Below are 11,334 nucleotides of genomic sequence, written 5' to 3'. Positions count from 1 at the left end.
CACAATGTTGACATGATAGGCAGTCATAGTGCTTGGCGCTGGGCGAGCCATCTCGATTGTTTCGCGTTTCCAGTCTTCGTTCCCGCTCAATGCGAGGGCCCATGATGGGGGCCGGCGGGCGCGCCAGAAGGCTCACTCCATTTTTTCAATTAGCGTGAGGGACCAACATGACAGGTGCGACTGATCCGTTTTCTGCCTCGATCATCCCGTTCGAGGTTCCCGAGCAGATGCGTGCGTTCGCCGAGAAGGGCGCGGCGCAGGCCCGCGAGAACTACGCCAAGTTCAAGGACGCCGCCGAGACCCACAACGGCACCGTCGAGGCCGTCTTCACTTCCGCCTCCAAGGGCGCGAGCGAGTACACCGCCAAGCTGGTCGAGTTCATGAAGGCCAATTCGAGCGCCCAGCTCGACTTCGCCCAGCAGCTGTTCGGCGCCAAGTCGCCGACGGAAGCGATGGAGCTGTGGACCGGCCACGCCCGCAAGCAGCTCGAGACCTACCAGGCCCAGGCCAAGGAGCTGGTCGAGCTCACCCAGCGCGTCGCCGCCGAGACCGCCGAGCCGATCAAGGCCAGCGCCTCGAAGTACTATCCGTCCGCCGCCTGAGCGGTCGGATTGGTGTGAGATGCGAAGCCCGGGCCAAAAGGCCCGGGTTTTTTCTTTTGAAATGGGTTCGCTCCGCTCGCGCCCAGCACTCCGTCCACTTCTCCCGGAGGGAGAGGTCGGATCGCCCCCGGCGATGCGAAGCATCGTCCGGCGCGATCCGGGTGAGGGGCTCAGGTCTCACTGCGGGATGCGGCCCCTCACCCGGATCGCTCCGGCGCGCATTCGCGCACCAGAGCAATCCGACCTCTCCCCGCCGGGGAGAGGTGATCCCGCCCGGCCGATCGACCTGGTTTCCTGGTGTTTAAGAGGGGAAATATCGGGTTTTGCGGCCTTGCCAAACCGGGCCGTTGCACCTAGTTTCCGCCCCGTCCAGCCCCCTCAGGCGTCAGGCCCTTTCAGGCAGCCCAAGGCGCGGCTCGCAAGGATGCAGTTGTAGCTCAGTTGGTTAGAGCGCCTGTCTGTGGAACAGGAGGTCGGTGGTTCGAGCCCACCCAACTGTACCAGCGGGATCAAATCCCTAGCAGAAGTGACCCCAATATCGGGCTAGGGTGAAGAACGCCGCCCTTTGGTTGCGTTCGCGCTGCGGGCGCTTTCTCCGCAACCATGGCGCGAAGCGTTGAAACTCACATCATTCAGTTTACATTTTGCGCTAAGGTGACGCGCAATGGCTATCGCCCAGAAAAAAGAAAGAGCGCCGTTCAATCGCGACGTCCTTCAATGGGCGCGGAAGCGCGTGCGTCTGTCCGTGGAGAGCGCTGCGAAAGGAGCCGGGGTAACGCCCGATCACATACAGCGATGGGAGGCAGGCGCAGACCTCCCAACCGTGAAGCAAGCCCGTAAGCTAGCGAATGTCTACGACGTGCCGTTTATGGAGCTTCTGTCCAAGGAGCAGCCGCAGATAAAGGAGCTGCAACTGGTTCCGGATTTTCGGCTCCATTCAGAAGCCGAGGCTCCAAATGAGCAATACGAACTTCTACTAATCCAGGCAGAGGCCGAACAGACACGCCTCAATGCGCTCGACCTCTACGAAATTCTGGGAATCAAACCGCCCGTCCTTGACAGCTCATTCTACTGGCCCCTTGGGAAAAACCATGAAGCGGCGGCGGCGACTGTTCGCGAAGCGCTGAAGCTACCGATGGATGAGCAGTATTCGCGCAAGGGTAACGATAAGGCCAAGTTCGTCAGCGCATTCCGGGACTACCTAGAACGCGCGGGCATCATAACTATGAAGAATTCGGGTCTAGCGGCCTTCGGCGCGAGAGGCATGTGTCTCTTTGCAAGTCCTCTGCCCGTACTCGTCTTCAGCAAGGAAGCTCCAACCGCACAGGCTTTCACGCTTGCACATGAGCTCGGACACGTGGTCCTTAAGGAGAGTGGGATCAGTGGTCCAATAGGATCAGCGCCAAGCAAGACGCGGGCGCGGTCGGTAGAGGATTGGTGCGACGGCTTTGCGGGCGCATTCCTAATGCCCAAAACCGAAGTCGTTCGGCTACTCCAGCCAGTGCCGCGTCGACCAGAGCGCAGCATAGACGACGGAAAGATTGCAGCCGTGGCTAACGCATTCTGTGTGAGTCGACACGCTGCACTAGTTCGGCTCGTTGAGCTCGGTTACGTCGATCAAGATTTCTACTGGCGCGTAAAGAGACCTCAATTCCTTCAGCAAGAGAAGGAATTCAAGGGCGGCGGTCGTCCCGAATACTATGGTTCAAGATTTCGGTCATCCCGTGGTGACCTTTACACTGGACTTGTCCTTGAGGCGTGGTCCAACGGAATGATCACGAACCACAATGCGGCAGAATTTATGGGCATCAAAAATCTTGCCCACCTCGATGACATCCGAAATCATTTTAGAACCTGATGAAGAGATATTGCCTCGACACATCGGGGTTGAGCAACCCTCTGGAGTTCATGCCAGAGGACATCCATCCAACTATATGGGCGAAAATCGCTGGATTAGTTGTAGACGGGACGTTTGCCGTGACCGTCGAGATATTCGAAGAGCTCGAACACCTTCCCGGTCCGATTGGAGAGTGCATCAAGAATAACGCAATCGCACTTCAGATGGAAATAGAGGAAGAGAGCTGGGACTGGAAGACGTATGTGGCTCACTACGAGGAGATGAAGGTCCGACACGCGGCCGCCATCTCTGAGTACAATGGCAATCGGAAGGGTACTATCGGATTGAACGATCTAACGATCATTGCCCTGGCGAAGACTCTTGGACTTCCTGTTATCAGCAGTGAAAAGAAAACGAACGTAGATCAGGATAGCAGCAAACGACAAAAGATCCCTGATATTTGCGACAAGGAAGGTGTGATCCACCTCAGTTTCAACGACCTACTTCGCGCGGAAGGGATCAAGAACTAGGTGATCGGGTGGCAGTACATAAACCCCGATGCTGCAGAGCGCGTGCTATCTGGGGCGTTGGTCAAGATCAATTTGGTAGACCGTCATCCTAATTGCGCTTCCGTGCGTATCAACCGAGCTGCGGGTCCTTGCAGTTGTGCGACTGGAAGAATTCTGCAGGGACTCGCTCTTTCCCCCAGATTTTGTTGCCAGCCCTTCGCGGATTCGCGCGGAAATGCTCATTCCTTTCCTCAAAATATCGGTCGATCGCCGCTCTTGCCTCGTCAGGCGAATGGTAGTTGCTATTGTGAATGATGGCGCGTGCCATGCCGCTAAAGACCGATTCAATGACGTTGAGAAACTGCGCCCGAGCGGGCAACGGTGCGATCACTACTGTAGGCCCGACGATCCGGCTGTTGTGATCCTCTACCGCTTGGCTCAGCTCCTTCGAGATGTGCCAAGAGGCGGCGTCCCAAGACAGATAGATGCATCTGCAATTCTCGTATTGATCGAGCAGAATCTTCATCATCCGGATCATTTCGGCCGTGTTCTTCTTCTCGCTATAGAAGTGCGTTACCTGATTGGACGAAAGCTCGATTGCCGCCGTCAGCGTGACCTTTCCCCGAGATTTTTGCCATTGCTGAACGAGCGGCCGTTCGCCGGGACCCGTAAGCGATTTCCCGGGCTGGTGCTTGATGGCAAAGGGCCCAAACTCGTCGATTGAGAAGAATGCTTCGTCGGGGGCAAGGTTGCTTAAGATCGACTTGATGCGATCGAGCTTCTGAGAAAATTCCGGGTCGTTCGAGGTCAGCACGACGCGGGCTTTGCGCCACTTGTAACCCGAAGAGTTTATGATCTTGCGGACCGTATCCTCGCTCACTGGCTGTCCTTGCAGCGTGAGGACACCAGCAAGATCGACAACCCTCCATGTGGTGCGGTTGATCCCGAATCCGCTTGGCGGCCGGTGCAGGGTGTCAAAAAGGGCGTTCTTGAGTTCTTCTCTATCAAATTTTCGCGCAGGACTTCGGCGCCGCGCGAACAATGCATCCGCACCTCCTTCCGTGTAGATGCGAAGACACCGCCGCCAAGTGACAGGACTTAGCCCGATCAGTCCACACAACTTGCTTTGTCGAACACCGAGCCAATGTGTTATTAGCACTATGGCTCGCCTGCGGTCGAGTATCCGTCCGCTCAGCAAATGCTCGCCGACAATGCGGAGATCGAATCTGTCGATAGTGGGAGGCATCTTCGCCTTCCAGCACGCGGGCAGCTCGCCGGCTGGGTCGCCCGCGAGACGGGCGATCGCGGCCATAGCGTCCGCAGAGCTCAGTGCACCTCTTCGTGAGAGGATAGTTGAGATTGTCGATGGAGCCGGGATTCTTGCTCGACCGCTTTTGCGAAGTTCGCCCGCGATCCGCCGGGCGCCCCAGAGCGGATGAAGCGCCCGGACCGACAAGACTTCGTCCTCGATTTCTGCTGGCGTTCTCGAAGGATGGTGCCGAGGCCGCCGGGAGCGATCCTGATACCCATCAGACCCCATTGTACGAACACGCGCGAGCAGCTTGTAAGCCGTTTTGGGGCTGACGTTGAACTTGCGACAGAGGGCTCGGATGTTTGCGTGAGGCGAATTGGCTAAAGCGACAAACTCCTGCTTCGCCTCAATGAGCGTTCTGGATGTCCACGGCATGCTCTCCTCCATCGCTTGATGTTAAGAGCCGCAGCTGTTCTGAGTCAGCACAAGCGAGGGTCGCGTACCGATTTACACTGTACGCGGTCGCGCCGGCCACCGCGATCGTCGGCAGACGAGCCTCAATTCAGTCTCATCCCGCCTCACCCAATCACCGCCTTGATCTGCGCGGTATCCGCAAACTCGATCAGCTCGACGATCTTGCCATCCTGAAATCTGAACAGGTCCAGGATCTCGGTGCTGAAAGTCTTTCCGCCTGGATTGTATCTAACGAGAACCCGGGAATGGACTGCGACGCGATCGCCGTCGACGAGCTCGGCGAGGATCTCGCGGCTTTCGAAGCCGAAGGTGTCAGTGAACTGAGTGAAAGCGGCGCGCAGGGTCGGGTGCCCCTCCATGCGCCCCGTCAGTTCGAGCGCGCTCTTGTCGCCCATCAAGGTGAAGTGGCCCTCGGGATGAAAAGCCGTCACCAAGCCTTCGATGTCGCCCTTGCCGCGCGCGGCGTAGGCGGTCCTGATCAATGCGAGCATCTCTTCGCGCTGTGCCATGGGCCCCTCCCTGAAATGTGTATCGGGGCAGCCTAGCGACCTTTGCGTGCAAAGGCAAAATGATTGGGACCGTGCTGCGCGACCTCACCTCGCTACCACCTACACCACCACCGGCAACGTCACCGCCGCCAGCAGCGTCCCCAGCGCCACTGCGCCCGACACCGGGTTCACCAGCCGCTGATACTGCACGGCAAAAATGTACGCATTCGCGCCGATCGGCATCGCCGCGAACAGCACGCTGACGCCGGCAGCAGGGTCGAGCAATCTTGCCAGACGAACGCAGCGCCTGGCATTGCCGAAAGCTGGAGCGGCACGCATCACCACAATGCTCAGCCGCTCGCTCTTCACCTCGCGCGAACGAATAGATGCCGAGCTTGATCAGCGCCGTCGGCGAGCCCGAATGCACCAAGGATGTGATGATTGTTTCGGAAGACTGCCGAGATTGCAGGTCGTGCATCACGTAAGGCAGTCGATCTTACTCTTTGGGGCGCGACCTCAAACTCTTTTCGACGAAAGCGAGGACAGTGTAAACTGTTTCACAGCAGCGGGCTTGCTGCAATCTTAAGATCGTTCTGCACTTCTACGTTCTTGCGCGGCTCATCCGTACAAGATGTCGCTCTCTGTTGAAACAACGAGGAGCATGAAGATGAAGACGTTTCTTGCAACGAGATCTCCATTCCTGATCGTCGCCACTCTTGCAGTCTGCATCGGCACTGCGCGTGCCGATGTCATCATGGACTGGAACGCGAAAGCAGATGCGATTGCCGCCGAAAAGAAGGTGCTGCCTGTGCCACAGGCCCGCACGATGTCGATGCTTCACGTTGCCATGTTCGAGGTCGTCAACGCGATCGACAGGCGATACACGCCATACAAGCTGGATCTCGTAGCAGACCGCTCCACGTCCAAGGAAGCCGCAGCATCGACTGCGGCTTACAACATTCTTCTGACGATCTATCCGGACCAGAAATCTGCCCTTGATGCGGCATTGATCGCGTCGCTTTCCGGCATTCCGGACACGGAGGGAAAGGCGAATGGAATCGAGCTTGGAAAGCTTGCCGCTTCCGGCGTGATAGCGTTGCGCAGGGATGACGGCAGTGACGTTCAGGAGACTTATCGTCCCTATACTGCCCCGGGGACCTATGTGCCGACGGTGGTGCCGATCGGCACGACGGCTGGAGGAATGTCCCCTTGGGTCATGACATCGGTCTCACAATTCCGTCCAGCGCCACCACCGGCGCTTGATTCCGAGACCTGGACCAGAGACGTCAACGAAATTCGGGAGCTCGGCGCTCGCAACAGCACCAGCCGAACGGCAGAGCAGACCGCGATCGGACGAGTCTGGTTTCTGGTCGGGCCTCCCAGCTTCAATCCAATCGTCCGGCAGGTCGCCTTGGCCAAGCACATGGACGTCGTTGACTGCTCGCGCCTCTTCGCCCTCACCGAGATCGCTGCGAACGACGCAATCGTTGCCGTCCTTGATGCGAAGTACCATTACAACTTCTGGCGGCCTGTAACGGCCATACGCAACGCGGACATCACGCACAACCCGATGACGCCACGCGAACCGTCTTGGTTGCCGCTGGGTGAAACGCCGTTGCATCCCGAATACCCCTGCGCCCACTGCATCGTATCGGCGGCGGTTTCCACGGTTCTCCGGTCCATCGCCGGCGACGAGGTCGGAGAGCTGACGATGACCAGCCCTACTGCGCCAGGGGTGACTCGCAAATGGACCAAGCTCCAGGATTATAGCGATGAGGTCGCAAATGCCCGCATCTATGCCGGTTTCCATTACCGTTTCTCGACGGAGGTCGGAAAGGACATGGGCCGTAAGATCGGTGACTTGACTGTCGGGACACAGCTTCGCGGGCTGGAAGCGCGAGCTGAACCGAAGCAGTAAGCTGCTTCGCAGCCTCTCAGGATGAGGCTCAGCGCCATGGTTGACTGTTGCCGCGCCCGCCATCCTCATCCTGAGGGCCCGCGAAGCGGGCGTCTCGAAGGATGCGCCGCAGGGGGACTCGACCTCAACGCCGCTACGATCCCAGCTCGATGATCCGGCGCGCCATCCGCACATTGGCATAGTCGATCATCTTGCCGTCCAGCGTCACCGCTCCCTGTCCCAACGCCTCGGCCCGCTCCATGGCTTCGACGATCCGCCGCGCCTGCGCGAGCTCCTCGGCCGACGGCGTGAACGCGCGCAGCGTCGGCTCGATCTGGTCGGGATGGATCACCTGCTTGCCGTCAAAGCCCATCGCCGCGGCCTTTTGCGCGCTGGCCTCGGTCAGCCTGGCATCGCGGAACGCGCCGCAGGGGCCGTCGATCGCGCGCAGGCCGCACGCGCGAGCGGCGACGAGCAGGCGCATCATCGGATAGGCGAACAGGTCGAGCGGCGCGGCAGCGTAGCCGCTCTGCGCGGAGCCGACGTGGCGGTAGCCATCCGGCGAGATGCCGATGTCGGAGGTGCGGGCGCCGAGCGAGGCCGCGAGGTCGCCGACGCCGAGATGCAGCGCGGCCACGCTGTCGTGGCACGCGGCGAGGGCGTCGACATTGACGAGGCCGAGCGCGGTCTCGATCAGCAGCTCGAGCGCGAGTGGCGCGGCGCGATCCGGCGCGGCTGCGCGGAAGCGATCGGCGATGGCGACGATGTCGCTCACGCGCTCCGCCTTCGGCACGATCACAGCATCCAGCCGGGGCAGGGCCGCCAGCGTGCGGATCTCCTCTGCGATGAAGGAGCTGTCGACCGCATTGAGCCTGACCGCGACGTGCTTGTTGCCCCAGTCGAGCGAGGACAGCGCGCGGGCGGCTTCCTCACGCGCAACGCCCTTCTCGCCTGCCGGCACGGCGTCTTCGAGGTCCATGAATACCGCGTCCGCCAATGATGCCGCCGCCTTGGCGACGAGACGGGCGCGATGCGCGGGAACGGCGAGATAAGCCCGCGTCGGCCGGAGCGAGACCATGCTCACGTTCCCTTGCTGAGGCCGAGTTCGCCGAGGATCGACGCGTTGTGCTCGCCGACATCAGGCACCGGATCCATCCGCGGCGTCACGCCGGGAATGGTGAGCGCGGGCAGGAAGCTCATCACCGGCCCGCACGGTGATCCCACGCTTCTCACCCGCGCGCGGGCGTGAAGCTGCTCATGCTGCAGGAAAGCCTCGACCGAGTTCAGATGCGCATTCGCAATCGCGGCTTCGTCCAGCAGCCGCTGCACCTCCTCGCTGGTCATGGATGCAAAGCGCCGCTCGATATGGGATTGCAGATCGTCGCGGTTCTGCATGCGCAGCGGATTGGTGCGGAAGCGCAGGTCGTCGGCGAAGCCGGCATCGCCGAGCACGATGCGGCACAGCGACCGCCATTCCCGATCGTTCTGGATGCCGAAGAAGATTGTCGTTCCGTCGCCGACCCGGAACGGGCCGTAAGGCGCGATCGTGGCATGCCTGGCGCCGGTGCGCGGCAGCGGCCGGCCCGTACTCTCGGTGTAGAAGGCGGGATAGCTCATCCAGTCCGTGATGGAATCGAACAGCGAGGCCTGGAACGCCGTACCCTTGCCGGTGCGCTCGCGGGCGTACAGCGCCATCAGCACGCCGTTCAGGATGTACATGCCGGTGGCGATATCGACCACGGAAAGCCCGACCTTGGCCGGCTCCGCCTCGGTGCCGTTGATGGCGAGCACGCCGGCCTCGCACTGCACCAGCAGATCATAGGCCTTCTTGTCGCTGTAGGGGCCCCCTAGGCCATAGCCGGAGATGTCGCAGGCGATCAGGCGGGGATATTTGCGCAGCAGCGATGCGGCATCGAGGCCGAGCCGCTCCGCCGCGCCAGGCGCGAGATTCTGGATGAACACGTCCGCCCGCGGCAGCAGGGCGTCGAGCACCTTGCGCCCCTCGGGGCTCTTGATGTCGATGGCGAGGCTTTCCTTGGAACGGTTGGTCCAGACGAACTGGCTCGACATGCCGTTCATCACATGATCGTAGTCGCGGCAGAAATCCCCGGTGCCCGGCCGCTCGATCTTGATCACGCGCGCGCCCCAATCGGCGAGGTGCCGGCTCGCCAGCGGCGCCGCGATCGCCTGCTCCAGCGAAACCACCGTCACCCCGGACAGCGGCAGCTCCGCCTCATTCCCCGTCATGTGACCGCCTCCACTCCCGCTCGCTTCTGATCAGCGCGGGAGAACGAGCACCATCCACGCGCATTTTGATGATGACATGATGCCCCTGTTTTGCCCGACGAGTCAAACCGGGCTTCGAAAAATCCTAAAATTTAGCGACGTGAGTGTTTGCAATGACTTGGCTACTGTGCATGGGGTTGTTTTCGCAGTTTTTTGTTTGAGGCCCCGACGGCGGGGTCGTCGTCGCGTTCCCCGGGAACTGCCGAGGCTCCTGACCCCGCCCTGTTGCCGAGACCGCACACGTGTCGGCTTTCGCAACCCCCTCGGTTGCCAACGAACCGCCGTTCACCCACTATTCGCAACCGACTCGTCATGTGGGGGGATCGATGCCGGCGTTTCGCTTGAAGTCCTTTGCTAAGCCCTCGGCCGTTGCAAGCCTCGCGCTTGCCCTGGCCGTCCTGGCGCTGCCGCGCGCCGGTTTCGCCTATACCCAGGAGGAGCAGCAGGCCTGCACGCCGGATGCGATGCGGCTGTGCGGCGAGTTCGTCCCGAACGTCGATGCCATCACCGCCTGCATGATCAAGAAGAAGGCGCAGCTCTCGCCGCAATGCGCGGTGTTCTTCCGCCGTGGACCGGAGCCCGGCCAGGCCCGTGCCGGCAAGCCGACCAGCATCGCGCCGAAGAAGGCGTCAACGACCGCGAAGAAGAGCGCCAAGCCGGCGACGAAGAAGAAATCCAGCCAAGGCTAAGCGCCTAGCGGTCAAGGCTGAGCGACAGCCCCCGGACTCGTTTTGTTCGCACGACGCCGGCAGGCTTGCTCCGATTGACGCGCGTGGGCGCTCGAAAAGAGTCGGTGGCGGGTTTGCGCGGCAAGGTTGCATTTCAGTTTCCGCCTCGCTGCTCAAAAAACACACAGACGCCCCCACGAGCGGCCTTTCGTTGCGGCCCGTGTCTTTATCCTGCGAAGCAGTGTGACTCAAAAGCCAACACGCCTTGTTATTTCGTGGCTGTCGCGCGGCCCCCGACAAATTTTTCTTTCCCGAATCAGCGGCGTGATTCATTTTCGCGGCCTGGGGTCAATCTGGAGGCCGAAGGTATGAACGTCATTGTTTTTGCATCGCGTAAAGGCGGCTCGGGCAAGAGTACCCTGGCTGCACATCTTGCTGCGCAGATCAAGGCAAGCAAGCAGGTCATGCTCGTGGACGCCGATCCGCAGGGCTCGCTCACGTTGTGGCACAAGCTGCGCGGCACCAACGAGCCGCCGATCAAGGCGGCCGTCAACTCCGTCAGCGGCATCGTCTCCGCTGCCAAGCGCGACGGTTATGAATGGGTGTTGATCGACACGCCGCCGAACCTGTCGGCCGTCGTCGACGACGCGATCAAGAACGCCACCATGGTGGTCATCCCGGCGCGTCCCGGCGTGTTCGACGTCAACGCCGTGCAGGAAACCATCCAGATGTGCCGCGCGGCGCGCAAGCCCTACGCGGTCGTCCTCAACGGTGCTCCGGCCAAGCGCGACGAAGCCGAAAGCCCGATCGTCACCATCGCCCGCGAAGCGCTGGCGAAATTCCGCGCTCCGGTGTGGGGCGGCCAGATCACCAATCGTTCGGATTTGCTGATGGCGCTGAGCCACGGCGAAGGCGCGCGCGAGTATCAGGCCGAGAGCCGTGCGGCTCAGGAAATCGCAAGGCTCTGGGCGGCGATCGAGCGTTCGGTGAAGGCTATTCGCGGCACGGCGTCGGCATCCGGCGCGATGCACAAGCAGGCTGCTTGATTTTTCATTGTTTCATTTCGAGCGGCGAAAAACGCGCGGGAAGTCCGCGCGTTTTGCGTTTCCGGGCTTTCGCTCACGCCACCATCAGCATGTAGAACACGATGACCGGCGACAGGGTCAGGATCACCGACCAGATGCCGACGGCCCAGAGAATGTCCTCGGTGGTAAAGCCCTGCTGTTCTGCGTCGAAATGCGACGCCATTTCATTCTGACTATTCACAAACGCCCCCGCGATTTCTTCGCTTATGGGCATCAGTGATAGCAGCGATGTTTTA

Annotated in this window: 12 protein-coding genes and 1 tRNA gene; 7 read left to right on the top strand and 6 right to left on the bottom strand. The window is 60.8% G+C overall.

Annotated elements, in window-relative coordinates:
* Positions 1-167: 167 nt before the first annotated feature.
* The 4 genes from ACNJYD_RS34290 to ACNJYD_RS34275 all read left to right on the top strand — a co-directional run bounded on the left by ACNJYD_RS34290 (position 168) and on the right by ACNJYD_RS34275 (position 2,969).
* Positions 168-602, top strand: coding sequence for a phasin (locus tag ACNJYD_RS34290; protein WP_172788978.1), 435 nt, complete (start codon positions 168-170; stop codon positions 600-602).
* A gap of 426 nt (positions 603-1,028) precedes the next feature.
* Positions 1,029-1,105, top strand: a tRNA-His gene (locus tag ACNJYD_RS34285).
* Between the two features lie 161 nt (positions 1,106-1,266).
* Entirely contained in the window at positions 1,267-2,460 is a 1,194-nt protein-coding gene (locus ACNJYD_RS34280; protein ID WP_439364625.1) for a helix-turn-helix domain-containing protein, read from the top strand.
* A 50-nt stretch (positions 2,461-2,510) separates the two neighbouring features.
* On the top strand, positions 2,511-2,969 hold the full coding sequence (locus ACNJYD_RS34275; protein WP_246709012.1) for a DUF4411 family protein: 459 nt from the start codon (positions 2,511-2,513) through the stop codon (positions 2,967-2,969).
* Between the two features lie 109 nt (positions 2,970-3,078).
* On the opposite strand, the gene ACNJYD_RS34270 is transcribed toward ACNJYD_RS34275, so the two are convergent.
* The 3 genes from ACNJYD_RS34270 to ACNJYD_RS34260 all read right to left on the bottom strand — a co-directional run bounded on the left by ACNJYD_RS34270 (position 3,079) and on the right by ACNJYD_RS34260 (position 5,501).
* Positions 3,079-4,635 carry an IS630 family transposase gene (locus tag ACNJYD_RS34270; protein ID WP_439364624.1) on the bottom strand — a complete coding sequence of 519 codons (1,557 nt, stop codon included), beginning with the start codon at positions 4,633-4,635 and terminating at the stop codon, positions 3,079-3,081.
* Between the two features lie 143 nt (positions 4,636-4,778).
* Complete coding sequence (locus ACNJYD_RS34265; RefSeq protein ID WP_439364623.1) at positions 4,779-5,183, bottom strand: nuclear transport factor 2 family protein; 405 nt, start codon at positions 5,181-5,183, stop codon at positions 4,779-4,781.
* Positions 5,184-5,282: 99 nt separating this feature from the next.
* Positions 5,283-5,501: a hypothetical protein gene (locus tag ACNJYD_RS34260; RefSeq protein ID WP_439364622.1), complete on the bottom strand. Its 219-nt coding sequence runs from the start codon at positions 5,499-5,501 to the stop codon at positions 5,283-5,285.
* Between the two features lie 328 nt (positions 5,502-5,829).
* Here ACNJYD_RS34260 and ACNJYD_RS34255 point away from each other — a divergent pair, with 328 nt between their 5' ends.
* Complete coding sequence (locus ACNJYD_RS34255) at positions 5,830-7,080, top strand: vanadium-dependent haloperoxidase (RefSeq protein ID WP_439364621.1); 1,251 nt, start codon at positions 5,830-5,832, stop codon at positions 7,078-7,080.
* A gap of 133 nt (positions 7,081-7,213) precedes the next feature.
* Here the strand turns inward: ACNJYD_RS34255 and ACNJYD_RS34250 are convergent, their stop codons facing one another.
* Together ACNJYD_RS34250 and ACNJYD_RS34245 are read right to left on the bottom strand one after the other, a co-directional pair.
* Positions 7,214-8,137, bottom strand: a complete 924-nt coding sequence (locus tag ACNJYD_RS34250) for an HpcH/HpaI aldolase/citrate lyase family protein (RefSeq protein WP_439364620.1) — start codon at positions 8,135-8,137, stop codon at positions 7,214-7,216.
* Positions 8,138-8,139: 2 nt separating this feature from the next.
* Positions 8,140-9,306: a CaiB/BaiF CoA transferase family protein gene (locus ACNJYD_RS34245; protein ID WP_439364619.1), complete on the bottom strand. Its 1,167-nt coding sequence runs from the start codon at positions 9,304-9,306 to the stop codon at positions 8,140-8,142.
* 365 nt (positions 9,307-9,671) lie between these two features.
* Between ACNJYD_RS34245 and ACNJYD_RS34240 the strand changes: the two genes are divergently transcribed.
* Together ACNJYD_RS34240 and ACNJYD_RS34235 are read left to right on the top strand one after the other, a co-directional pair.
* On the top strand, positions 9,672-10,034 hold the full coding sequence (locus ACNJYD_RS34240) for a hypothetical protein (RefSeq protein ID WP_439364618.1): 363 nt from the start codon (positions 9,672-9,674) through the stop codon (positions 10,032-10,034).
* Between the two features lie 347 nt (positions 10,035-10,381).
* The gene (locus ACNJYD_RS34235; protein ID WP_025032179.1) at positions 10,382-11,059 is read left to right on the top strand and encodes a ParA family protein; all 678 of its coding nucleotides are present in this window, start codon (positions 10,382-10,384) and stop codon (positions 11,057-11,059) included.
* Positions 11,060-11,132: 73 nt separating this feature from the next.
* Here ACNJYD_RS34235 and ACNJYD_RS34230 read toward each other — a convergent pair whose 3' ends face one another.
* Entirely contained in the window at positions 11,133-11,312 is a 180-nt protein-coding gene (locus ACNJYD_RS34230) for a hypothetical protein (RefSeq protein WP_210268521.1), read from the bottom strand.
* Between the last annotated feature and the right edge of the window lie 22 nt (positions 11,313-11,334).

Origin of the sequence: Bradyrhizobium sp. SPXBL-02, from assembly GCF_051853065.1 — a bacterium.
In the GTDB taxonomy this organism is placed as follows: domain Bacteria; phylum Pseudomonadota; class Alphaproteobacteria; order Rhizobiales; family Xanthobacteraceae; genus Bradyrhizobium.
The sequence above is the reverse complement of the archived record's forward strand: the minus strand, read 5'-3'. Positions and strand labels throughout refer to the sequence as shown.

Bases quoted from the DNA above. Each gene is read 5' to 3' on its own strand.
- ACNJYD_RS34290 (WP_172788978.1), top strand. From the start codon at position 168: ATGACAGGTGCGACTGATCCGTTTTCTGCCTCGATCATCCCGTTCGAG.
- ACNJYD_RS34280 (WP_439364625.1), top strand. From the start codon at position 1,267: ATGGCTATCGCCCAGAAAAAAGAAAGAGCGCCGTTCAATCGCGACGTC.
- ACNJYD_RS34275 (WP_246709012.1), top strand. From the start codon at position 2,511: ATGCCAGAGGACATCCATCCAACTATATGGGCGAAAATCGCTGGATTA.
- ACNJYD_RS34270 (WP_439364624.1), bottom strand. From the start codon at position 4,635: ATGCCGTGGACATCCAGAACGCTCATTGAGGCGAAGCAGGAGTTTGTC.
- ACNJYD_RS34265 (WP_439364623.1), bottom strand. From the start codon at position 5,183: ATGGCACAGCGCGAAGAGATGCTCGCATTGATCAGGACCGCCTACGCC.
- ACNJYD_RS34260 (WP_439364622.1), bottom strand. From the start codon at position 5,501: ATGCGTGCCGCTCCAGCTTTCGGCAATGCCAGGCGCTGCGTTCGTCTG.
- ACNJYD_RS34255 (WP_439364621.1), top strand. From the start codon at position 5,830: ATGAAGACGTTTCTTGCAACGAGATCTCCATTCCTGATCGTCGCCACT.
- ACNJYD_RS34250 (WP_439364620.1), bottom strand. From the start codon at position 8,137: ATGGTCTCGCTCCGGCCGACGCGGGCTTATCTCGCCGTTCCCGCGCAT.
- ACNJYD_RS34245 (WP_439364619.1), bottom strand. From the start codon at position 9,306: ATGACGGGGAATGAGGCGGAGCTGCCGCTGTCCGGGGTGACGGTGGTT.
- ACNJYD_RS34240 (WP_439364618.1), top strand. From the start codon at position 9,672: ATGCCGGCGTTTCGCTTGAAGTCCTTTGCTAAGCCCTCGGCCGTTGCA.
- ACNJYD_RS34235 (WP_025032179.1), top strand. From the start codon at position 10,382: ATGAACGTCATTGTTTTTGCATCGCGTAAAGGCGGCTCGGGCAAGAGT.
- ACNJYD_RS34230 (WP_210268521.1), bottom strand. From the start codon at position 11,312: ATGCCCATAAGCGAAGAAATCGCGGGGGCGTTTGTGAATAGTCAGAAT.